Origin of the sequence: Kribbella sp. NPDC050470, from assembly GCF_044458365.1 — a bacterium.
In the GTDB taxonomy this organism is placed as follows: Bacteria; Actinomycetota; Actinomycetes; order Propionibacteriales; family Kribbellaceae; genus Kribbella.
This window is the reverse complement of record NZ_JBITHV010000021.1, coordinates 49,668-70,849: the sequence shown is the minus strand read 5'-3', so window position 1 is coordinate 70,849 and position 21,182 is coordinate 49,668. Positions and strand designations below refer to the sequence as shown.

The following is a 21,182-nucleotide window of genomic DNA, read 5'->3' as shown; positions in this document are numbered from 1 at the left end:
GCTACTGCCCGGTGAAGGTGAAGGTCGAGCCGGGTTCCTTGACGATGTCGCCGTCGCGGGAGTTCGTGACGGTGACGCTGCTCAGGACGGCGTTGCCGCGGGCGCCGCCCATCGCGAGGATGCCGGACCCGTTGTTCGACGTGTCGATCCGCAGGTTGGTGAGCTGGACGTTCGGCATCTCACCGCCACCGGTCTTGAACTGGATCCCGTCGTACGTCGAGTCGTGGATCTCGGTGTCGCGGATGGTCACCCCGGTGATCGGCAGGTTCGCCGGGAACAGGGTGATGGCGCCGAACTCCTGCGCCTCGCCCCAGAACACCCCACCGCACCGGTACAGCGCGTTGTTGGCGATCAGCGTCGTACCGGAGAACGGCAGCGGGTCGTGGTCGGTCGCCAGCATGATGCCGGGGTAGTTCATCGTGTCGTAGATCAGGTTGTTCTCGATCTTGTTGCCGTACCCGCCGTAGATCGCGACGCCGTTGGCGCGCCACGGCAGCTGGATGGTGTTGTTGGTGAACGCGTTGTCGTGGCCGATGTCGACCGACTGGTCCTTGACGAACTTGCTCGCCCACACCGCCAGCGCGTCGTCGCCGGTGGTCCGGAAGGACGAGTCGAACACCTTCGAGTTGCGGGTGCCGTTGGCGAAGTTGATGCCGTCGGCGTAGGTGTCGCGGATCCGCATCCCGCTGAACTCCAGCCCGTCGCCCGGTCCCCACAGCTCGGGGATGTTGTCGTAGTCGCGGCCGACCCAGGCGCCGACGTTGGCGTGCTCGATCCAGACGTTGCTGATCTTCGTCCCGGTGCCGAACCGGCCGTTCAGCGCGACGCCGCCCTCGGCGTTCCCGTCGCCGCCGCGGATCCGGCCGGAGCCGAAGATCGCGATGTCCGACAGCTGCACGTTCTTGTCGATGTCGAAGCCGAAATTCCCCTCGTGCGGGTGGTTGATGCCGCCGGCGTTCTGCGGCTCGATGGTCGAGTACAGCTGCGAGTACCACATCCCCGCGCCGCGGATCGTGGTGTTGCTGATCCCGACCTGGTTGTACTGGCCCCGGTTGAGCGGGTCGTCGGTGAGGATCTTCTTCTCCTGCCGCCACTGGCCGGCCGGGATCCAGACGCAGCCGATTACGCCGTTCTGGTCGTCGGTGACGGCCCGCTGGATCGCGTCAGCGTCGTCGATCCCGTCGTTCGGCACGGCGCCATACTGCGTGATCGACGTGCAGCCGGCCGGTTGGGTCAGCGGCGGGGCGACCTGCTCCAGGTCGATCATGTCGATGATGTAGAACGACGCGCCGTCGCCGGAGTCGCGTTGCAACTTGAACTTCGTCCCGGCCGGGTACGACGTGCCGAGCAGCGCGTGCGACTCGTCGAAGAGCCGGCGCGCGTCTCCGCCCGGGGTGTTGGTCAGCGACTCCGGTCCGTCACTGTTGCCGTAGAGCCAGCTGTGCCGCGACGACAGGGTGAGCTTCTGCTTGAAGACGCCGTCGACGTACAGGCTGATGGTCGCCTCGAGCCCCTGCCCGTTGGCCGAGTCGGGGATCGAGTTGCGGACCACGATCGAGTTGGTCGGCACCGTCGAGGTGAACTCGACGAACTGGCCGGTCGAGTTCAGCCGGACCGACTGGCGGCCGGACGACTCGGTGGCGAAGTTGGTGTGGCCGAAGGTCCGCTTCGCGTCCGAGACGAGCAGCGTGCCGTTGTGCGCGGCCGCTTCCGCCTCGTACGACGTGTACGGCACGGCGGCGCCGCGTCCGACCACGATCGACCGGCTCAGCGTGTTGTTGGTTTCGTTGGTCTCGGCAACGGTGTTGGTCGCGTCGGCGATCCCGGTCACGGTGGCGCCGCCGTTGGTCGCCGTCCAGGTGCCGGTCATCGCGACGTTGCTGGTCGCGCCGGCCGCGATCGAGGCCGTGTTCGTGTTCAGCGTGGTGCTGCCCACGGTGAGGCGGGTGACGCTTGCTGCCGAGGCCGCCGTACCGCGGTTGTTGACCGCGACCGTGAAGGAGACCTGTGATCCGGGCGCGGGGTTGGCCGGGTTGGTGGTGATCCCGGTGACCTGGAGGTCCGGGCCGGGCGCCTGGCCGACGGTCAACGGGGTGGGCGACTGGAAGGTGTTGTTGGTTTCGTCCTGCTCGACGACGGCGTTCGCCGGGTCGGCGACCGCGGCGACCGTGTGGTTGCCTTGGGCACCGGTTCCGGCGCCGGCCGTGACGGTGGCGGTGGCCCCGGCGGCAAGGGCGCCGACCGCGGCGGTGCCGGCGACCGAGCCGTCGACCAGGAAGTTGAGGCTGCTCGCGGGCGCGGCCGCGACACCGGAGTTCCGGACGGTGGCCGACAGGGTGATCGGAGTGGACTCGGTCGGTTCGGCCGGGCTCCAGGTGACGTTCGTGACCACGAGGTCCGGGTTCGGCGCCGCCGTACCGAAGATCTGGAAGTCGGCGACCTGCCCGCCGGGGGCGCCGGTGTTGCCGAAGAACTGCAGGCGGACGTCCGCGTAGCGCCCGCTGACCGGGATCGTGATCGAATTCTGGTTGCCGGACGGGCTGAACTGGTAGTCGGTCCGGGCGACGAGCGAGGTGAAGGTCGTGGCCGACTGCTCCCGGCCGAGCACCTGGATGCTCTGCGTCCGCGGTCCCCAGATCGGGTCGGGGTTGAGTTTCACCACGATCGAGCTGAGGTCGGCGTTCGCGCCCAGCTTGACGGTCAGCGTCGAGGGGAAGCCGTTGGACTCCCAGTAGGTGTTGACGCTGGTGTCGTTCGCGTTCGTGGCGACGAACTCGAAGACCGACGACGACGCCTCGATCGGCTTGCCGGTCGCGAGGTTGGTGCCGACCGGAGGCTCGACCGGCCCGCCACCAGGTCCGGCAAGGTCGAACTCCGACAGTTGAGCGGCCGGCCAGCCGGTGTTCGCCGTGACGACCAGCCGGAGGTAGCGGGCGGACGTGGTGGTGAAGTCGATCGTGACCGTGTTGTTCACGGCGGGGTTGAAGGCGTACGCCGTACTGCCGACGAGCGTGCTGAACGACGAGCCGTTCGTGCCGGCCTGGACGGTGATGGTCTGTGTCCGGGCGCCCCAGGACGCGGGGAGCTTCAAGGTCACCTGGTTGACGTCCTGCGTCGTGCCGAGGTCGGCCTGGATCCACTGCGGGAGCGCGTTGTTGCTGCTCTCCCAGTACGTGTTCTGGCTGCCGTCGGCGGCGTTGCTGCTCGGATACTCCCCGAGCGAACTGGAGGCCGACAGTGTCTTGCCGAGGTTGGCGGTGACGGCTGCCGTCGCCGATCCCGGGACAAGGGCCGCGCCGACGAGCGCAGCCATGAGCAAGCCGACCAGCAGTCGCCAGCCGGCAGATCTCTTCCACTCCATGAAGTTGTCCTCCGTCAGGTGGGCGGGGGCGGACGCCGACCCTCAAGAGTTTTCATTGTCTTGCTAATTTCTTGCGGGGCGGTAACCGAAGCTTGCAGCCCAGCTCACACCTCGTCAAGACCTCGCGCACGCAAAACCACCCCGCCCCGAATCTCCGGGGCGGGGTGGTGAGCAGGAACTTCAGGCGCGCCGCTGAGCAGCCCAGTCGCGGATCAGCTCGATGCGCTCCTTGAGCTGGATCGAGGAGGCGTGGGCGGCCGCGGGCCCGCCCAACTTGCGGCGAAGGTCGTTGTGGATGACGCCGTGCGGCTGGCCGGTCCGGTGGTGCCAGGCGGCGACCAGGCCGTTCAGCTCGCGGCGGAGCAGCGCGATCTGCTCGTGCGTGGCCAGCTCGGTCGGCGTCGGGTCCTCGCGGCCCGCCGGCTCCGAGGAACCACGCTGGGACCGTTTCTGCGCCGCGATCGACTTCGCCTGCCGCTTCTTCAGCAGCTCCCGCACCTGATCCGGCTCCAGCAGGCCCGGCAGCCCGAGGAAGTCGAGCTCCTCGTCCGACGCCATGTCGCCGCCGGTTCCGTAGTCACCGCCGTCGAACACGACCCGGTCGAAGCTCGCGTCCGACCCGAGCGCCTCGAACTTCGCCTCCAGCTCGTCGCTGGCGCCCTCGGCCTGGTTCGCCTGCTTGATCAGGTCGTCCTCGAGGGCGAAGATGTCGCCGTCCTCGTTGGAATTCTTCCGGCCGAGCACGTGGTCGCGCTCGACCTCCATCTCGGCGGCGAAGCTCAGCAGCCGGGTCACCGACGGCACGAACACCGAGGCCGTCTCACCCCGCTTCCGGGCCCGCACGAACCGCCCGACCGCCTGCGCGAAGAACAGCGGCGTCGACGTCGGCGTCGCGTACACCCCGACCGCCAGCCGCGGCACGTCGACACCCTCCGACACCATCCGGACCGCGACCATCCACCGCGAGTCGCTCTCGGAGAACTTCGCGATCTTCTTGCTGGCCGCCTTCTCGTCGGACAGCACGACGGTCGGCGCCTCGCCGGTCAGCTCGCGCAGCGTCTTCGCGTACGCTCGGGCCGTGTTCTGGTCACCGGAGATGACCAACGCGCCGGCATCCGGCATGTGCCGGCGCACCTCGGTCAGCCGCTTGTCGGCGGCCGCCAGCACGGCCGGCATCCACTCGCCGGCCGGGTCGAGCGCCGTACGCAGCGCCTGCGCCGTCAGGTCCTTGGTCAGCGGCTCGCCCAGCCGCGCCGCCACCTCGTCGCCGGCCTTCGTCCGCCAGCGCATCTCACCCGAGTACGACATGAAGATCACCGGGCGTACGACGTGGTCGCGCAGAGCGTGACCGTACCCGTAGGTGTAGTCCGCCTTGCTCCGGGCGACGCCACCCGGCCCCTCCTCGTACGTGACGAACGGGATCGGGTTGTCGTCGCTGCGGAACGGCGTACCGGTCAGGCAGAGCCGGCGGGTCGCGGGCTCGAACGCCTCCCGGACGCCGTCACCCCAGCTCAGCGCGTCGCCGCCGTGGTGCACCTCGTCCAGGATCACCAGCGTCTTGAACCGCTCGGTCCGGACCCGGAAGGCCAGCGGGTTCACCGCGACGCCGGCGTAGGTGACCGCGACGCCCTGGAAGTCCTTGTTGGTCTTCCCGCGCCGGCCGGCGAACGCCGGGTCGATCGCGATCCCGGCCCGGTCGGCCGCCTCGGCCCACTGGACCTTGAGGTGCTCGGTCGGCGTCACCACGGTGACCCGCTCGATCTGCCGCCGGTGCAGCAGCTCGGCGGCCACGGTGAGCGCGAACGTGGTCTTGCCGGCTCCCGGTGTCGCCACCGCGAGGAAGTCCCGCGGGTTGTCGTCGAGATAGAGCTTGAGTGCCTCCGCCTGCCAGGCGCGCAGTTTGCTCGCGGTACCCCACGCGGCGCGGTCCGGGTAGGCCGGAGGAAGCACGGCTGGTGTGGCGGGCGCGTGCGAATCCACGGACGGCATACTCCCCCGTTAGTCGACTGTCGGCCGTGCAGGAACGTTACCTGACGTCGGGGACAACTGCTGACCGGCATGTCGGGGTACGGCCGGTCTGTGGAGAAAGTTCCGGATCCGCTGGTGAGGCGGCCTACACTCGGGGGCATGAGTACTCAGTTGACCCCCGGCGCCGAGACGGTCGTCGACGAGCGCACGCAGCCGTCGCTGCAGGAGCCTGGCGATCACGAGCGGTTCTCGCACTACGTGCCGAAGGACAAGCTGACCGAGGCGATGGTCATGGGCACGCCGGTGGTCGCGCTCTGCGGCAAGGTCTGGGTGCCCAGCCGGGACCCGCAGCGGTTCCCGGTCTGCCCGGAGTGCAAGGAGATCTGGGACTCGCTCAACCCGGGTGACGACGACCAGGGCGGCGACGAGTAGACCCGCTCAGTTCAGGGTCGGATCGTCCGGGTACGTCGCCAGGTAGGCCATCTGGTCGTTCTGGCGGCGCAGGACGCGGCGCCAGAGCTTGTCCGGGTGCAGGCTGAACACGTCGTCGGGCTCGGACTCGACGACGTACCAGGCGCCCTCGGTGATCTCGCCCTCGAGCTGCCCGCTGGACCAGCCGGCGTACCCGGCGAAGATCCGCATCCGCTGGATCGCGCCCTCCAGCAGCGCCGGCGGTACGTCGAGGTCGATCAGCCCGATCCGGCCGAAGCACTCCCGCCACCCGGGCGGATCGGCCGACTCGATCACCTCTGCGACCGCAAGGGCACTGTCCGTGCCGACCGGGCCGCCCATGAACAGCACCCCGGGCTCGTTGACCGTGGTCGACCAGTTCGGCAGCACGCGCTCGACGGCCAGGTCGGCAGCGCGGTTCACCACCACCCCCAGAGCCCCGTCGTCGTCGTGGTCCAGCAGCAAGATCACCGAGCGGCGGAAGGGCGGCTCGTCGAGTAGCGGAGTCGCCACCAGCAGCGAACCGGTCAGGGTCGAGGCCGTCATGCTCCCATCATGGCGTACGACGGAGCACACGGAAGGCCAGCCAGGCGCCGACCACCACCCCGGCGAGGTCCGCGACGACGTCGAACGGGTCGCCGTCGCGCTGCGGGAGCACCCAGTACTGCACCAGTTCACTGACGATCGCGTTCGCGACCAGTGCTCCGAGCAACCAGCGCGCCGGGATCCGCAGCATCAGCCCGAGGAACGCGACCGACCCGAACAGGAACAGGTGCGCGACCTTGTCGATCCCGGGGATCCCGACGTGCGGACCCGCCTCCCGCGGCGTGTAGACGCCGTACAGCTGCAGCGCCACGGCCGCGACGAAACCGATCCGCCACGCCCAGACCTTGGCCCGCGAGCCGGTCGCCCCCGCCACCGAAACGGTCACGCCGGCGAGTCGTCCGGGTAGGTCTCGTGCGCCGGCGCCCGGCCGCCGGCGGCGTCACGGACCGCGTGCGCGACCATCGTGTGCACCTCCGGGTGGAAGACGCTCGGCACGATGTAGGCCGCGTTCAGCTCGTCGTCGGTGACGACGCCGGCCAGCGCCTTCGCGGCGGCCAGCTCCATCTCGATCGACACCTTCGACGACTGCGCGTCCAGCAGACCGCGGAAGACACCCGGGAAGACCAGCACGTTGTTGATCTGGTTCGGGAAGTCGCTGCGGCCGGTGGCCACCACCGCCGCGTGCTCACCGGCCTCGGTCGGGTCGACCTCCGGCACCGGGTTGGCCAGCGCGAACACGATCGCGTCCTCGTTCATGGTGGCGACGTCGGCGCCGGTCAGGATGTTCGGCGCCGAGACCCCGATGAACACGTCCGCCCCGGCCAGCGCGCCCTTCAGGTCGCCGCTGTACTTCGCCGCGTTGGTGTTCTCCGCGATCCAGCGCAGCTCCGGCGACAGGCCGTCGCGCTCGGTGTGGATCACACCGCCGATGTCGGCCACGCAGGTGTCCTTCACCCCGGCCGCGAGCAGCAGCTTCAGGATCGCCGTACCGGCCGCGCCGGCGCCGGACATCACCACGCGCACGTTGCTGATGTCCTTGCCGACCACGCGCAGCGCGTTGTAGAGCGCGCCGAGCACGACGACCGCCGTACCGTGCTGGTCGTCGTGGAAGACCGGGATGTCGAGCTCCTCGCGCAGCTTGGCCTCGATCTCGAAGCAGCGCGGCGCGGAGATGTCCTCCAGGTTGATGCCGGCGAACCCCGGCGCGATCGCCTTGACGATCTGGACGATCTCGTCCGGGTCCTGGGTGTCCAGGCACAGCGGCCAGGCGTCGATGCCGGCGAACCGCTTGAACAGCGCCGCCTTGCCCTCCATCACCGGCAGCGCCGCCTTCGGGCCGATGTTGCCCAGGCCGAGTACGGCGGAACCGTCGGTGACGACCGCGACGCTGTTGCGCTTGATGGTCAGCCGGCGGGCGTCGTCCGGGTTGGCCGCGATCGCCAGGCAGACCCGCGCGACCCCCGGCGTGTAGATCATCGACAGGTCGTCACGGTTGCGGATCGGGTGCTTGGCCTCCATCGAGATCTTGCCGCCGAGGTGCATCAGGAAGGTCCGGTCCGAGACCCGGCCGATCTCGACGCCGGGGACGGCGCGCATCGCCTCGACCAGGCGGCCGGCGTGCTCGGTGTCGGCCGCGGCGCAGGTGACGTCGATCCGCAGCCGCTCGTGGCCGGACGCGGTCACGTCGAGCGCGGTGACCAGACCGCCGGCCTGCTCGACCGCGGTCGTCAGCTTGCTCACCGTCGAGCCACCCGCGGGCACCTCGAGGCGAACGGTGATGGAGTACGAAACACTCGGCAAGGCAGTCACGCGGGTGATCCTCTCACGGCACTGGTAAACCCCGAAGGTTGTGTTCGTAAAGTGCACGGCAGGAAGTCCGGTAATCCATCACCCGGACGGGTGACTGTTTCGCCGGCAAAGGAGGTGCGATGGCGACGATCAGTGACGTGGCGGCGCGGGCTTCCTCGGCTAGTACGCCGTACCGAGTACAAGGCAGCCGGTGCTCATCGGGCCGCCCGCGATGGCCGTCGGCGTACTCCAGGCCTGCAAGACCTGAAGCTCCGTTGCACAACCGGCGTACGAGATCGGCGCGGCGGGGTGGGAGCCTGGCGCTCCCCCACCCCGCCCCGCACCCCGGGGTCAGCCGGTTGGGTTTTCTTCGGTGTAGATCTTGGTGGCGTTCGAGGCGTCGATCAGGCGGGTGGGGAGGATCTGGGACTTTTCGATGGTGCCGCAGTCGACCAGGAGCTTCTTGGCGGCGGTGATGGCTTCCTTGCCGTTCGTGGGGTAGGTGAAGGTGGCGCTCAACCGGCCCTGTTCGACGGCCTTGATACCGCCGGACGGGATCGGCAGCGCGTCGATGCCGAGGAACTTCATCTCCTTCTCCCGGCCGACCGCCTTCGCCGCCAGGTACGCCCCCTCTGCCATCGGGTCGTTGTGCGCGTACACCACGTCGATCTTCGGGTTCGCCTTGAGCAGCGCGTCCATCTGCGCCTGCCCCTTCTCCCGCAGCCAGTCACCGCTGGCGTCGGCGACGATCTTGATCTTCGGGTTCGCCTTGATCGCGTCCACGAAGCCCTGGTGCCGTTCGGCCTGGGGCGTCGCCCCGGCCAGACCCTTCAGCTCGACGATGTTCCCGCCGGACGGCAGCAGCTTCTCGGCGACGTACTTACCCGCCTCGGACCCGATCTGCACGTTGTCGCCGCCGATGAACCCGGTGTACGCGTCACCCTCCACCTTGCGGTCCAGCACGATCACCGGGATGCCCTTGTCGTAGGCCTTCTTCACCACCGCGGTCAGCGGTTTCGCCTCGTTCGGGCTGATGATCAGCAGGTCGATCTGCTGGGTGATGTAGTTCTCCACGTCGGCGACCTGCTTGGCGTTGTCCTGGGCCGCGTCGGCGAACTTCACGTCGAACTGCGGTACCTCCTTGGCGGCCGCGCGGATGTCGTCGTCCATCCGCTGCCGGTACGGCTCGGCGACGTTCGCCTGGCTCATCCCGATCGTGTACTTGCCGTCGGCGCCCTTGCAGGACTTCGGCTCACCGGCGCCCGGCGAGTCCGCCGTCCGTTCGCTGGTCGTGCCACAGCCGGCGAGCACCAGCGCGGCGACGGCCGCGGCGGCGAGGGGAATTCGCAGAGAGCGCATGACGGGAACCTTCCTCACGAGGCGGGACGCAGTCGCTGCAGCGCGGCGGCGGCAACGATCACGAGTCCCTTGATCAGCAGCTGGATGTTGGAGTCGATGTTGTTCAGGGCAAGGATGTTGTTGAGTACGCCGAGCAGCAGCGCGCCGGCCACGGTCCCGGCGACCGAGCCGCGGCCGCCGGCCAGGCTGGTGCCGCCGATCACCACCGCGGCGATCGCGTCGAGCTCGTAGCCGATCCCGTCGTTCGGGCTGCCCTGGTTCAGCTGTACGGCGTGAACCACGCCGGCCAGGGACGCGAGCAGACCGCAGATGGCGAAGACCGCGATCTTCACCCGCACCACGGGGACGCCGGACAGCCGCGCCGCCTTCTCGTTGCCGCCGACGGCGTACAGGTGCCGGGAGAACGCGCTGACTCGCAGGAACACGACGGCCGCGATCGCGACCACCGCGAAGATCAGCACCGGGATCGGGACCAGTCCGCCGAAGGTGCGTTCACCGAGGATCGCGAACGACTCCGGCGCCTCGTGCGGCCCGTCGCCGTAGGCGATCGCGACGCCCTGCCCGCCGGACCAGATCCGGGCCAGGCCGCGCGCTATCTGCAAACCGGCGAGCGTGACGATGAACGACTGGATCCCGATCATCGCGGTCGCGGCGCCCTGCAACGCGCCGAAGACCAGGCCGATCGCGAGCACGAGCAGGACCGACGGCAGGAAACCCCAGTCGTTCTCGACCATCAGTACGGCGGACCCGACGGCGGCCAGCCCGAGGACCGCGCCGACCGAGAGGTCGATGCCGCCGATCAGGATCACAAACGTCATCCCGACCGCGATGATGCCGATCTCGGACACGGCCCGGACCACGTTGGCCAGGTTGTCCGCGCTGATGAACAGGATCTCGCCGTCCTTGCGCGGCGAGAAGATGATCGCCGCGACGAACACCGCGAGCAGCCCGAACACACTCTGGAACCGGAACAGCGTGGCGACCACACCACCCTTGTCCCGGGCCAGTGCCACGGCGGGTTTGTCCTGCACGTCGGTCACTGCGCTCCTCCGACTTCCTCGAACACTGCGCCCTGTCCCATCGCTGCGGCGAGCAGATCTCCTTCGCCGGAGTCCGCCGTGCTGAACGAGGCGACGTCGCGGCCGTCCCGCAGTACGACGACCCGGTCGCAGACGCCGATCAGCTCCGGGAGCTCGGACGACGCGAGCAGTACGCCGAGCCCCTGGCCGGCCAGCTCGCCGAGGAGCCGGTAGATCTCGGCCTTCGCGCCGACGTCGACGCCTCGGGTCGGCTCGTCCAGCAGCAGCAACCGTGGCTCGGTCAACAGCATCCGGCCGAACACGACCTTCTGCTGGTTGCCGCCGGACAGCGTGCCGACCTCGTCCTGCAACCGGCCGAACTTCAGTCGCAACCGGTCCGCCATCCGCACCGAGGCGGCGCGTTCCATCCGGCGCGCGATCACGCCGAGCCGCCCGTACGACGGGAGGCTCGAGACGACCGTGTTGGCGAGGATCGAGTGGAACAAAACGAGTCCGGACACGCGCCGGTCCTCGGGGACGAACCCGATGCCGTGAGCGAGTGCTTGGCGTGGACTGCGGGGGCGGATCTCCTTGCCCTGCAAGAGGATCCGGCCGGACTGGGTGCCGGCGGGCGCGACGCCGTACAGGGTCTCCAGGAGCTCGGTGCGGCCGGCGCCGAGGAGGCCGGCCAGGCCGACGATCTCGCCGGAGCGGACGGTCAGGGAGATGCCTTCGGGGTCGCGGCGGCCGGGACGCGGGCGGCGGGCCTTGAGGGCCAGGTCCTCGAGGCGGAGGAGCTCGTCGCCGGTGTCGGCGTCGGGGGTGGTGAACATGGTCTGGACCGGGCGGCCGACCATCGCCTCGACGACTTCCGCCGTACTGAGTGTGCGGGGGTCGAAGCTGGTCACGACCTGGCCGTTGCGGAGGACGGTCGCGCGGTCGGCGACCTGGGCGATCTCCTCCATCCGGTGCGAGATGTAGACGATGCCGACACCTGACCTGCGCAGCTCGCGGATGACGTCGAACAGGCGCTCGACCTCGGAGGTGGTGAGGGCGGAGGTGGGCTCGTCCATGATCAGCACGCGGGCGTCGAGGGAGATCGCCTTCGCGATGGTGACGAGTTGCTGCTCGCCGACGCGGAGCTCGCCGACCGGCCGGTGCGGATCGAGTCGAACGCCGCTGCGCTCGAGCAGGGCGCGGGACTCGCGGTCCATCCTTCGCCGGTCGACGGTCCGCAGTCTGGTGCGGAGCTCACGGCCGAGGAAGATGTTGTCGGCGACGGACAGGCCGGGGACCAGGTCGAGCTCCTGGTGGATCATCGCGATCCCCGCCGCCTGGGCGTCGGTGGGGCCACCGAAGTGCACCGGGTCGCCGTTGATCTCGATCGTGCCGTCGTACTCGGTGACGTCGCCGGACAGGATCTTCATCAACGTCGACTTGCCGGCGCCGTTCTCGCCGAGCAACGCGTGCACCTCGCCCGCGCCCAGCGTGAAGTCGACGTCGCGGCAGGCCTGCACCCCGCCGTACCGCTTCCCGATGCCCGCCATCCGCACCAGCCCGGCACCGTCCGCCATCCCACCAGCCTCTCCTGTGAGAAATCGATTTCCCAGACGCTAGACCGCACCCAGGCCGCCGTCAACCCCTCACCACTTCCCGGCGCTCAACCGTGACCCAGCTTCGTGCTTGGCGGTTTCGGACAGCAGCTGTTCGATCTGGATGGAAGGGGTGGCGGATCTCCAGGCCACCACAATCGACAGCGGGCCGTCCGCGTGAGCGTGAACCCACGCGGACGGCCCGCGTTGTGATGGCCTGGCGGTCCGCCCGTCAGCTCCCGGACACGGTCACCTTCGCGAACAACGGCCGCCCACTCGGCGGCATCTGGAAGTTCTGGACTCGGAGGCGGACGGCGGAGTTGGAGGCCAGGTCGGCGGGGAAGATACCGACCGCGTCGGTCCAGAGGATCTGGGCGGCTTGTTCGTACAGCTTGGGGCGGTCGGACTGGTTGACCGACGAGCGGGCGTCGAGGAGGAGTTTGTCGAGGGCCGGGTTGCAGTAGCCGTTGCGTTTCGCGGCGCAGACGTAGAGGCGGGCGAGGGTGTAATCGGCGTCGCCGGTGCCGGTGACGTTGGTCTGCAGGTTCATGTCCCAGTTGAGCTTGCCGAAGTCCTCCAGCCACTGGGCGCGTTCCTTCTCCAGCGGCTTCACGGTGACGCCGATCTTGGCCCAGTCCGAGATCATCGCCTGCGCCAGCGCCCGGATGTTCGGACCACCTTCCAGCGGCCACTGCATCGACGTGCTGAACCCGTTCGGGTACCCCGCCTCGGTCAGCAGCTGCTTCGCCTTCGCCGGGTCGTACGGGTACGGCGTCAGCTTCGGCGCACCGATCACCCCCTGCGCGAGCGGAGCCTGCGCCACCGAGGCCAGGTCGCCGAACAGATCCTTGATCGTGCCGTCCAGGTTCAGCGCGTGCCACATCGCCTGCCGGACCCGCTTGTCGTCGAACGGCTTCCTGTTCGCGTTGAACCAGTCGAAGTAGTACGTCCAGCTCGGCGTGGTCGAGTAGCTGATCCCGTCACCGCCCTTGACCGACCCGACCTGGTCCGGCGGGATCTGAGTCAGGACGTCGACCTCGCCGTTCTCCAGCGCCGTGATCCGCCCGGCCACCTCCGGGATGTTCACGAACTCCAGCTTGCTCAGCTGCGGAGCCCCGTCCCAGTACGACGCGTTCGCGGCCAGCTCGAGCTTCTCGTCGGGCTGGAACGACGTCACCTGGAACGGCCCGGTCCCGATCGGCTTGCCGAAGAACCCGTCCGCGTTGAGCTTGTCCGCCGGCCCGATGAACAGCAGCGTCAGCGAACTGAGCAACGTGCCGAGCGGCTTGCTCGTCTTCACCGTCACGGTCTGGTCGTCGCTCGCGGCGAACGACGTCACCGTCGCGTAGAGCGGGACCAGCGGTCCGTCGAGCTTCTTGTGCCGTTCGTACGACGCCACCACGTCCTTCGCGGTAAACGGCGTACCGTCGGAGAACTTCACGCCGGAGCGCAGCTTGAACACCCACGTGGTCGGGTCCGGGTTCTCCCAGGAGGTGGCGAGCACCGGGACGATCTTGCCGTCGTCGACCCGGACCAGCGGCTCCATGATCTGCTGGATCGCGGTCTGCACGGCCTCCTCGCCGGCGAACTTGTGGGTGTCGAGCGACACCGGGAACATCGCCGGCGCGTACCGCAGGACCTGTTCCCCACTGCTCGGTTCACTGGCCGGCGAGCAGGCGCTCAGCCCGGCCGCCACCGTGGTCAGGACGGCCAGCGCCCCGACGATTCGCTTCCTCAACACAGGGGTTCTCCTTAACAGGGCAGGGCTCAGCTGAAGGTGTAGGTGGCGACGACGGGGTGGTGGTCGGAAGGCGCCCGGCCGTCGTGGAAGAAGTCGACGACCTCGCTGGTCCGCGCGGCGAGCGGGCCGCGGGCGAAGATCCAGTCGATCGCCTTCGGTGGCGAGGCGAGCGGCGACAGCCGGGTCCCGATCGGGCCGGTCGCCACCGTCGGCACCACCGGATGGGTCACCGGTGAGTGCCGGCCGAGTGCGGTGAAACTGTCCAGGAACCCGGCGTTGCCGAGCTCCCACTGCGGTGGGCCGATGTCGTTGATGTCGACGGTGAACAGGCACGGACCGTCGCCGGCCAGCCGTTCCAGCGCCTCCCCGATCACCCGCGCCTGACCGACGCGACGGTTGCCGAGGTCCGCTCGCTCGTCCGGATGCCCGGGCCAGGTCAGGTGCGCCGTACTGAAGACAAGCTCGTGCCCGTCAGCTGAACGCAAACGGACCCAGAAGAGCCGGGCGTCGGGAGACAGGATGCCGACGTCCTCGGCCCCCGACTCGATCGCGGTGAACAGGTCGCGCCGCCACCACAGGTTGCTCTGCGTCTCCCACCCGGCCGTACCGTCGACCCGATCGTGATCAGGCAGTACGTCGTCCAGCAGCTTGCGGGTCGCCGGACGCAACTCCTGTACGGCGAGAATGTCCGGCGGACGGGTCGTGAACAGCGCCGTCAGGGCCTCCCGCCGCTCGTCCAGGTGGAAGTCGGCCCACAGGTTGTAGGTCATCGCCACGAACGTGAGGCTGCTCATTGGTCACCGGTCCAGGTCGGGACGTTGTAGGAGGAGAGCGTGGTCACCGCGAGCAGGTCGTCGACCCGTACCGTGGTCAGCGAGCAGTTCGCGGGCGGGTCCAGCGTCACTTCGCCACCCGGCGAGAGCCGCAGCGTCGACGCGGTCGCGACCCGGATCGGTCCGCCGTGCGTCACCACCAGCACTCGGTCGGCGCCGGAGATCGCGATGTCGCGGATCGCGTCCCAGACCCGTTCTCTCAACTGGACAAAGGTTTCGCCGCCACCCCGCGCGATGTCCTCGCCGCGGGCGAAAGCGTCGACGACTTCCGGCTCCTCGTCGTACACCTCGGCGAAGGTCCGGCCGCCCCAGGCGCCGACGTCGATCTCCCGCCAGCGTTTGTCGATCCGGACCGTCGGGTGGTCGCAGGTGTCGAGGTACGGCTGGAGGGTCTCCGCGACGCGCTGCAGGTCGCTCGCGACGATCTGGTCGAAGGGTCGATCCTGCAGCAACAAGGCCGCCTGTTTCGCTTGCTGGTGACCGAGCGGGCTCAGACCGGTGCCTTGCTGGCCTTGGTACCTTTCCTCGGCGTTCCACAGCGATTCGCCGTGCCGAAGGAGGACGAGTTCGGTCATCGGCTCGCCCCCGCCAGCTCGGCGGCGAAGTGACAAGCGGCGGGGTGCAGGTCCAAGCGCGTGTCGAGCACCGGCTCTTCCCGGGCGCAGATGTCCTCAACCTTCCAGCAGCGGGTTCGGAAGCGGCATCCCGACGGCGGGTCGGCCGGTGAGGGTACGTCGCCGCCGATGATGATCGGCTCCCGCGCCGGCTTGTCCCACGGCTTCGGGTCCGGTACGGCGGACAGCAACGCCTGTGTGTACGGGTGCAACGGCCGGTTGAACAGCTCGTCCTGGGTCGCCGTCTCCACCACGCGACCGAGGTACATCACCGCGACCTGATCGGAGATGTGGCGTACGACGGACAGGTCGTGGGCGATGAACAGGTACGCGAGGCCGAGGTCGCGGCGCAGGTCGGCGAGCAGGTTCAGCACCTGCGCCTGCACCGACACGTCGAGCGCGGAGACGGCCTCGTCGCAGATCACCAGCTTCGGGCGCAGCGCCAGGGCGCGGGCGATGCCGATCCGTTGGCGTTGGCCGCCGGAGAACTGGTGCGGGTAGCGCTGGGCGTGGTCCGGGTTGAGGCCGACGCGTTCGAGGAGCTCGCGGACCTCGGCGCGGAAACGGTTGCGGGGTACGACGTCCGGGTGGATCTCCCACGCTTCGGTGATGATCTGCTCGACGGTCGCGCGCGGGTTCAGGGACGCGTACGGGTCCTGGAAGATCATCTGCAGCTGCCGGCGGACCCGGCGCATGGATGCCCGGGGCAACGAGGTGAGCTCCTCGCCGTCGAACACGACGCTGCCGGACCGTGCCTTCTCGAGCCCGATGATCGTCCGCGCCACGGTCGACTTCCCCGACCCGGACTCCCCCACCAGCCCCAACGTCCCACCCACCGGAATGTCGAAGGACACTCCGGCCACCGCCTGCAGTTGCCCCACAGTCCGCCGCAAAACCGCCGACCGCAATGGAAAGGAGGTCTGCAGATCCCGCACCGACAGCAATGGCGCCGGCCGGCCGTCGGCCGGCTGCACCGTCGTGCTGGGGGTGGCGGCCGGCGCCGGATCAGCGGGCATTGGTCAGGACTCCTTCGGCGTGGTGGCAGGCCGAGCTGTGGGTCGCTCGGCCGGTCAGGTCTCGCAGGGCGGGCTCCTGCTCTGCGCACAGTGAGTCGGCGTAGCGGCAGCGCGGGCGGAAGGAACAACCGGTGGGAAGGGCCAGCAAGTCGGGGGGTGCGCCCTGGATTGGGGTCAGGCGCTCGCGTGGGCCGTCCAACGTGGGGACCGAGTTCATCAGGCCGGTGGTGTAGGGGTGGGCGCTGTGTTCGTAGACCTCGCGGATCGGGCCGGTCTCGACGACTCGGCCGGCGTACATGAGGACTACGCGGTCGGCGACGTCGGCGACGACGCCCAGGTCGTGGGTGATCAGGACCAGGGACATGCCCTCCTCGGACTGCAGGCGGGCAAGGAGGTCCATGATCTGCGCCTGCACGGTGACGTCGAGTGCAGTGGTCGGCTCGTCCGCGATCAGCAGCCGCGGGGACAGTGCCAGCGCCATCGCAATCATCACCCGCTGCCGCATCCCGCCGGAGAACTGGTGCGGGTAGTCGTCCAGCCGCTTCGACGCCGCCGGGATCCCGACCCGCTTCATCAGGTCCAGGGCGGCGGCCCGGGCCTCGCGCCGCGACGCACCCCGGTGCCGCCGGAACATCTCCCCGATCTGCGACCCGACCCGGAACACCGGGTTCAGCGAGCTCAACGGGTCCTGGAAGACCATCGCGATCTCGCGCCCGCGCAGGCCCTTCGCCGTACCAGGCTCGAGGAGATCCCGGCCGTCGTACGTGACACTCCCGCCGACCACCCGGCCCGCTGGGCGCGGCACGATCCCCATCACGGCCTGCGCGGTGACGCTCTTCCCACTCCCGGATTCACCCAGCAGCGCAACGGTTTCTCCCGCGGCGACCTCGAAGGATGCGCCGTCGACGGCCTTCACCACCCCACCGGACGTGGCGAACTCGACCCGCAGGTCGCGAACACTCAGCAGGCTCATCACAGACTCCTCAGCCGCGGGTCGTAGCGGTCGCGCAGCGCGTCACCGAGGACGCCGAGCGAGACCACGAGGAAGGCGAGCGCGATGCCGGGAATGGTCGAGATCCACCACGCGTCGGCCAGGTAGTTGCGGCCGTTCGCGATCGTCACGCCCCAGCTCGGCGTGCTCGCCGGTGTGCCCAGCCCGAGGAAGCTCAACGACGCCTCGGCCAGGATCACGTGGCCGATCTCGACCGTCGCCACCACCAGCACCGGCGCGACGCAGGCGGGGAGCACGCACCGCGAGATCAACCGCCAAGTCCCGGCCCCCAGCGTCCGCGACGCGTCGACGAACTCCCGCCGCCGGGTCGCCAGCGCCTGCCCCCGCGCCACCCGGGCGAATGTGACCCAGTTCGACACCGCGAGCACGATCACCACGTTCACGACCGAGGGACCGAGAAGCGCGGCGATGAAGCTCGCCAGCAGGATCGAGGGGAACGCGAGCTGGATGTCCGCCAGCCGCATCAGCACCCCGTCCAGCCGGCCGCCGAAGTACCCGGCCGCCAGTCCGACCGTGACGCCGATGGCGCCGGCCAGCACCAGTGTCGCCAGGCCGACCGCGATCGAGATCCTTGCCCCCTGCAACATCTGGGCGAGCAGGTCCTGGCCGACCTGGTCGGTGCCGAAGATCGCGAACGACCCGTCGGACAGCCGGCTGAACGGCGGCCGCAACCGGTCCGCGGTCCGGGTGTCGACCGGGTCGTACCGGACCAGCCACGGTCCGGCGACCGCGGCCACGACGTACACCGCGATCACCACCAGGCCGAACCGGATCCGCGCCGAGCCGGCCCGGGTACGGCGCCGGCTGCGCACGACCGGGAGCGTCGCTGTCGTCACGTCGACCGCCACTTCAGTCACCCGCCAGACGGACCCGCGGGTCCAGGAAGCCGTAGAGCAGGTCCACGAGCAGATTGATCACCACGAAGATGGTTGCCACCAGCAAGATCGCGGCCTGGACGACGCCGTAGTCGCGGCGCCCGATCGAGTCGATCAGCAGCCGCCCGACTCCGGGCCAGGCGAAAACGGTCTCGACGATCACGGTCCCGCCGAGCAAGGCGCCGAACTGCAGGCCGACCACGGTCACGATCGGGATCAGCGCGTTCCGCAGGGCGTGGACGAGGATCACGATCCCCTCACCGAGCCCCTTGGCCCGCGCGGTCTGCACGTAGCCCTCGTGGACGACCTCGAGCAGGCCGCTGCGGGTGAGCCGCACCAGGATCGCCAGGAACGGCAGTGCCAGCGTGATCGTCGGCAGGACGAGGTGCGACCACGTGCCCGAGCCCGCGCTCGGGAACATGTGCAGGCCACGTGCGAACACCAGGATCAGCACGATCCCGAGCCAGAACGACGGTGTCGACTGACCCATCAGCGAGAACACGGAGATCGTTCGATCCACCCAGCTGTGTGCCCGCAGCGCCGCGATCACGCCGAGCGGCAGCCCGATCAGCAGCGACAGCAGCAGTGCGGTGGTGGCGAGCTGGATCGTGGCCGGAACCCGTTGCAGGACAAGGCTCATCGAGTCCGCGTTCAGCCGGAACGACTGCCCGAAGTCCAGGTGCACGACGTTCGCCAGGTACGTCGCGTACTGCTGGATCAGCGAGTGGTCGAGCCCGAGCTGTGCCCGCAGCGCGTCCACCTGGGCCTGGTCCGCGTCCGGCCCGAGCATGATGTACGCCGGGTCGCCGGGGACCAGCCGCAGGACGACGAAGATGATCGTCACCGCGCCCCACAGCACGAACAGCGAGAAGAACAACCGCCGGACGACGTACGCCCCCATCAGACGCCGCTCCGCAGTACCGACACCACGCGCCGTACCTCCTCGATCGAACCGGTCTGGATCAGCTCCGCGCCCAGCGCACCCGCGCACCGCCCGGCGTTGTCCAGCACGGGTACGGCGACCATCCGCGGCAGCGACGCCACCGGTCGGGCGTTGTGCGCGAAGCCGCTGACCCGGACCCGCTGCAACGTGTCGAGCAGGTCCGGCGTTCCGGTCACCTCGCCCGCCGGCAGGGCGGACAGGTAGGCACGGCCAAGCGCGCTGCGGCGGAGCGAGACCGCATGCCCTGGTTGAACCGAACCACCGCCGGCCACCGCAGCTACCTGAAGAACAGGCCCAGCGGTCTTCGGCAGCGGCTTCGCAAGGACGACGAGCCGCCCGAGCCGATCACCCAGATCGGCCAGCGACTGCGACGGCCCGGCTCGGCGTTCCGCCGTACGGCGGAGTGCGGCCAGCCCGTCGAGCGCGGTGTACCGGTGGTCGTCGACCCGGTCGGCCAGGCCGTGCTCGCAGAACGTCGCGAGGATCCGGTGCACGGTGCTCTTGTGCAGGCCCACGGTGACGGCCAACTCGGTCACGCCGTACGCCCGGTCCTCGCGGTTCAGCTCGGCCAGCACGGTCAAGGCGCGGCTCAGCGACTGCATGGCGACCTCGTTTCAGGCGGAAAGCAAGGAGCCACCGTGAACGTTAACGGTAGCGTTAATGCACCGTAGAAGCGTGATATTTGAGTGTCAATAGACCAGCGTTGCAGTCCGCGAAACGGCTCGTTGACGGTCAATTCCCGTGAACGTTAACTTCACATCACATCCACCTGACCCCGCCTTGGAGGCACTGCGTGACGACATCCGACGTCCGCGCCGCGCTGCTGGCCGCCGATCCCCGTCTGTCCAAGTTCTCGCCGCTGCCGCGCATCCTGGCGTTCGACGAGTTCGACAGCGGGACGCACGGCTGGTGCGAGTTGCTCGGCAACTACAACGGCCGCGGCGACCTCAGCACGGTCGACGACCACATGCGCGACTTCCGGCCGCCACAGCTGTCGGCCTGCAACTTCTTCGACATCGGCACCCACGGCGCGCTCAGCGGCACCTACGCCCTGAAGCTCGCGACCCGGCCGCACAAGGGCCACACCGCGGTCGCGATCCGCCGGCTCACCATGAGCGGCCGCGGCATGGTGCAGCTGGAGACGTACTTCGCCTTCAAGTCCGAGGCGACCCTCGGCGGCGGCGCCGAGCTCGACAGCTTCGGCGACGTGCAGTGGGACGGCAACACGCACCCGTCCGAGGCGCAGTTCGGCGCGTTCACCGTCGCGACCGACCTGTGCGGCGACGGCGGCCTGCGCTACCACACCGTCGCGCGGTACCAGAACACCGACATGGACAACCACTTCACCCGGCAGTGGGTGGCGCCGATGGTCCCGGAGCCGACGCCGCGCGAGCACTTCGAGGGCAAGGTGAAGCTCGAGTACGCCGCCGACTTCACCGCGCCGAACCCGGAGGACTGGAAGCCGTTCGGCGAGCCGCAGGAGCTCTGCTACAACGAGGTCCCGACCAAGGTGAACTGGCACTACCTGCGCTGGCTGGTCGACACCGACAAGCGCCGCAACGTGGAGCTGCAGGTCAACGACCGGGTGATGGACATGCGCGACGTGCCGGTGCCGCCGTACGAGGAGCGCTACGAGACGCTGGAGAACCTGCTGAACTTCTACTTCTCGGTGCGCACCCACTCCCAGGTCCGGAACTTCCTGTTCCTCGACTCCGTCCTCATCTCGGTTGATTGGTAGGCCCCATGCGACAGTCCATGACGGCGGTGCTGGAACGCGACACCACCTTCGAGAACCGGTTCGCCACCGAGCCGTACGAGGTCGCCTGGGCCGGCGAGGCCCGCTGGTTCGTCCAGCACGTCGGCGGCGAGGGTACGGCGACCTACATCACCCAGGTCTCACCGGACGGCATCACCTGGTGCGACCTCGACGACCTCGAGCACGTGGTCGAGCCCGGCAACCTGATCAGCTGGCCGGTCACCGGCTTCGGCCACTGGCTGCGGCTGAGCGCTAGGGTCGAGGGCTCCGTCCAGGTGCGCATCCACCTGGCCGTGAAGGCTTAAGCTG

At 69.1% G+C, this 21,182-nt stretch carries 19 protein-coding genes; 3 read left to right on the top strand and 16 right to left on the bottom strand.

Going from position 1 to position 21,182, the window contains the following annotated elements; all coding sequences use genetic code 11:
* Position 1: 1 nt before the first annotated feature.
* The gene (locus ACIBGM_RS43385; RefSeq protein ID WP_396388883.1) at positions 2-3,361 is read right to left on the bottom strand and encodes a CARDB domain-containing protein; all 3,360 of its coding nucleotides are present in this window, start codon (positions 3,359-3,361) and stop codon (positions 2-4) included.
* 180 nt (positions 3,362-3,541) lie between these two features.
* Positions 3,542-5,350, bottom strand: a complete 1,809-nt coding sequence (locus ACIBGM_RS43380; RefSeq protein ID WP_396388882.1) for a DEAD/DEAH box helicase — start codon at positions 5,348-5,350, stop codon at positions 3,542-3,544.
* Positions 5,351-5,488: 138 nt separating this feature from the next.
* Here ACIBGM_RS43380 and ACIBGM_RS43375 point away from each other — a divergent pair, with 138 nt between their 5' ends.
* A complete protein-coding gene (locus tag ACIBGM_RS43375) occupies positions 5,489-5,761 on the top strand; it encodes a DUF3039 domain-containing protein (RefSeq protein ID WP_360538764.1) in 273 nt (90 codons plus the stop codon).
* Between the two features lie 6 nt (positions 5,762-5,767).
* On the opposite strand, the gene ACIBGM_RS43370 is transcribed toward ACIBGM_RS43375, so the two are convergent.
* The 14 genes from ACIBGM_RS43370 to ACIBGM_RS43305 form a co-directional block, all read right to left on the bottom strand.
* Positions 5,768-6,325, bottom strand: a complete 558-nt coding sequence (locus ACIBGM_RS43370; protein ID WP_360538767.1) for a YqgE/AlgH family protein — start codon at positions 6,323-6,325, stop codon at positions 5,768-5,770.
* A gap of 7 nt (positions 6,326-6,332) precedes the next feature.
* Entirely contained in the window at positions 6,333-6,710 is a 378-nt protein-coding gene (locus ACIBGM_RS43365) for a VanZ family protein (RefSeq protein ID WP_360538770.1), read from the bottom strand.
* Entirely contained in the window at positions 6,707-8,134 is a 1,428-nt protein-coding gene (locus tag ACIBGM_RS43360; RefSeq protein ID WP_396388881.1) for an NAD-dependent malic enzyme, read from the bottom strand. The genes ACIBGM_RS43365 and ACIBGM_RS43360 overlap by 4 nt, the downstream gene beginning before the upstream one ends.
* Positions 8,135-8,464: 330 nt before the next feature.
* Entirely contained in the window at positions 8,465-9,472 is a 1,008-nt protein-coding gene (locus ACIBGM_RS43355; protein ID WP_396388880.1) for a substrate-binding domain-containing protein, read from the bottom strand.
* A 14-nt stretch (positions 9,473-9,486) separates the two neighbouring features.
* Entirely contained in the window at positions 9,487-10,512 is a 1,026-nt protein-coding gene (locus tag ACIBGM_RS43350; protein WP_396388879.1) for an ABC transporter permease, read from the bottom strand.
* Positions 10,509-12,065 carry a sugar ABC transporter ATP-binding protein gene (locus tag ACIBGM_RS43345; protein ID WP_396388878.1) on the bottom strand — a complete coding sequence of 519 codons (1,557 nt, stop codon included), beginning with the start codon at positions 12,063-12,065 and terminating at the stop codon, positions 10,509-10,511. Before ACIBGM_RS43345 ends, ACIBGM_RS43350 begins: the two co-directional genes overlap by 4 nt.
* Before the next feature lie 250 nt (positions 12,066-12,315).
* Positions 12,316-13,824, bottom strand: coding sequence for an ABC transporter substrate-binding protein (locus ACIBGM_RS43340; RefSeq protein ID WP_396388877.1), 1,509 nt, complete (start codon positions 13,822-13,824; stop codon positions 12,316-12,318).
* Positions 13,825-13,850: 26 nt separating this feature from the next.
* Complete coding sequence (locus ACIBGM_RS43335) at positions 13,851-14,618, bottom strand: endonuclease/exonuclease/phosphatase family protein (protein WP_360524158.1); 768 nt, start codon at positions 14,616-14,618, stop codon at positions 13,851-13,853.
* Positions 14,615-15,232 (bottom strand): histidine phosphatase family protein, encoded by a 618-nt coding sequence (locus tag ACIBGM_RS43330; RefSeq protein WP_396388876.1) that lies wholly within the window; start codon positions 15,230-15,232, stop codon positions 14,615-14,617. The genes ACIBGM_RS43335 and ACIBGM_RS43330 overlap by 4 nt, the downstream gene beginning before the upstream one ends.
* Complete coding sequence (locus ACIBGM_RS43325) at positions 15,229-16,287, bottom strand: ABC transporter ATP-binding protein (RefSeq protein WP_396388875.1); 1,059 nt, start codon at positions 16,285-16,287, stop codon at positions 15,229-15,231. The genes ACIBGM_RS43330 and ACIBGM_RS43325 overlap by 4 nt, the downstream gene beginning before the upstream one ends.
* Complete coding sequence (locus ACIBGM_RS43320) at positions 16,277-17,260, bottom strand: ABC transporter ATP-binding protein (protein ID WP_396388874.1); 984 nt, start codon at positions 17,258-17,260, stop codon at positions 16,277-16,279. The genes ACIBGM_RS43325 and ACIBGM_RS43320 overlap by 11 nt, the downstream gene beginning before the upstream one ends.
* On the bottom strand, positions 17,260-18,156 hold the full coding sequence (locus ACIBGM_RS43315; protein ID WP_396388873.1) for an ABC transporter permease: 897 nt from the start codon (positions 18,154-18,156) through the stop codon (positions 17,260-17,262). The genes ACIBGM_RS43320 and ACIBGM_RS43315 overlap by 1 nt, the downstream gene beginning before the upstream one ends.
* A complete protein-coding gene (gene nikB / locus ACIBGM_RS43310) occupies positions 18,149-19,075 on the bottom strand; it encodes a nickel ABC transporter permease (protein ID WP_396388872.1) in 927 nt (308 codons plus the stop codon). Before nikB ends, ACIBGM_RS43315 begins: the two co-directional genes overlap by 8 nt.
* Complete coding sequence (locus ACIBGM_RS43305) at positions 19,075-19,719, bottom strand: helix-turn-helix domain-containing protein (RefSeq protein ID WP_360524176.1); 645 nt, start codon at positions 19,717-19,719, stop codon at positions 19,075-19,077. The genes nikB and ACIBGM_RS43305 overlap by 1 nt, the downstream gene beginning before the upstream one ends.
* 191 nt (positions 19,720-19,910) lie before the next feature.
* Here ACIBGM_RS43305 and ACIBGM_RS43300 point away from each other — a divergent pair, with 191 nt between their 5' ends.
* Positions 19,911-20,855 carry a DUF6772 family protein gene (locus ACIBGM_RS43300; protein WP_396388871.1) on the top strand — a complete coding sequence of 315 codons (945 nt, stop codon included), beginning with the start codon at positions 19,911-19,913 and terminating at the stop codon, positions 20,853-20,855.
* A gap of 5 nt (positions 20,856-20,860) precedes the next feature.
* The gene (locus ACIBGM_RS43295; protein WP_360524182.1) at positions 20,861-21,178 is read left to right on the top strand and encodes a hypothetical protein; all 318 of its coding nucleotides are present in this window, start codon (positions 20,861-20,863) and stop codon (positions 21,176-21,178) included.
* The last annotated feature ends 4 nt before the right edge of the window (positions 21,179-21,182 follow it).

Excerpts from the sequence above, each read along its gene's own strand:
- nikB (WP_396388872.1), bottom strand. The coding sequence starts at position 19,075 with ATGGGGGCGTACGTCGTCCGGCGGTTGTTCTTCTCGCTGTTCGTGCTG.
- ACIBGM_RS43345 (WP_396388878.1), bottom strand. The coding sequence starts at position 12,065 with ATGGCGGACGGTGCCGGGCTGGTGCGGATGGCGGGCATCGGGAAGCGG.
- ACIBGM_RS43375 (WP_360538764.1), top strand. The coding sequence starts at position 5,489 with ATGAGTACTCAGTTGACCCCCGGCGCCGAGACGGTCGTCGACGAGCGC.
- ACIBGM_RS43335 (WP_360524158.1), bottom strand. The coding sequence starts at position 14,618 with ATGAGCAGCCTCACGTTCGTGGCGATGACCTACAACCTGTGGGCCGAC.
- ACIBGM_RS43320 (WP_396388874.1), bottom strand. The coding sequence starts at position 17,260 with ATGAGCCTGCTGAGTGTTCGCGACCTGCGGGTCGAGTTCGCCACGTCC.
- ACIBGM_RS43385 (WP_396388883.1), bottom strand. The coding sequence starts at position 3,361 with ATGGAGTGGAAGAGATCTGCCGGCTGGCGACTGCTGGTCGGCTTGCTC.
- ACIBGM_RS43325 (WP_396388875.1), bottom strand. The coding sequence starts at position 16,287 with ATGCCCGCTGATCCGGCGCCGGCCGCCACCCCCAGCACGACGGTGCAG.
- ACIBGM_RS43355 (WP_396388880.1), bottom strand. The coding sequence starts at position 9,472 with ATGCGCTCTCTGCGAATTCCCCTCGCCGCCGCGGCCGTCGCCGCGCTG.
- ACIBGM_RS43305 (WP_360524176.1), bottom strand. The coding sequence starts at position 19,719 with ATGCAGTCGCTGAGCCGCGCCTTGACCGTGCTGGCCGAGCTGAACCGC.
- ACIBGM_RS43330 (WP_396388876.1), bottom strand. The coding sequence starts at position 15,232 with ATGACCGAACTCGTCCTCCTTCGGCACGGCGAATCGCTGTGGAACGCC.
- ACIBGM_RS43370 (WP_360538767.1), bottom strand. The coding sequence starts at position 6,325 with ATGACGGCCTCGACCCTGACCGGTTCGCTGCTGGTGGCGACTCCGCTA.
- ACIBGM_RS43295 (WP_360524182.1), top strand. The coding sequence starts at position 20,861 with ATGCGACAGTCCATGACGGCGGTGCTGGAACGCGACACCACCTTCGAG.
- ACIBGM_RS43380 (WP_396388882.1), bottom strand. The coding sequence starts at position 5,350 with ATGCCGTCCGTGGATTCGCACGCGCCCGCCACACCAGCCGTGCTTCCT.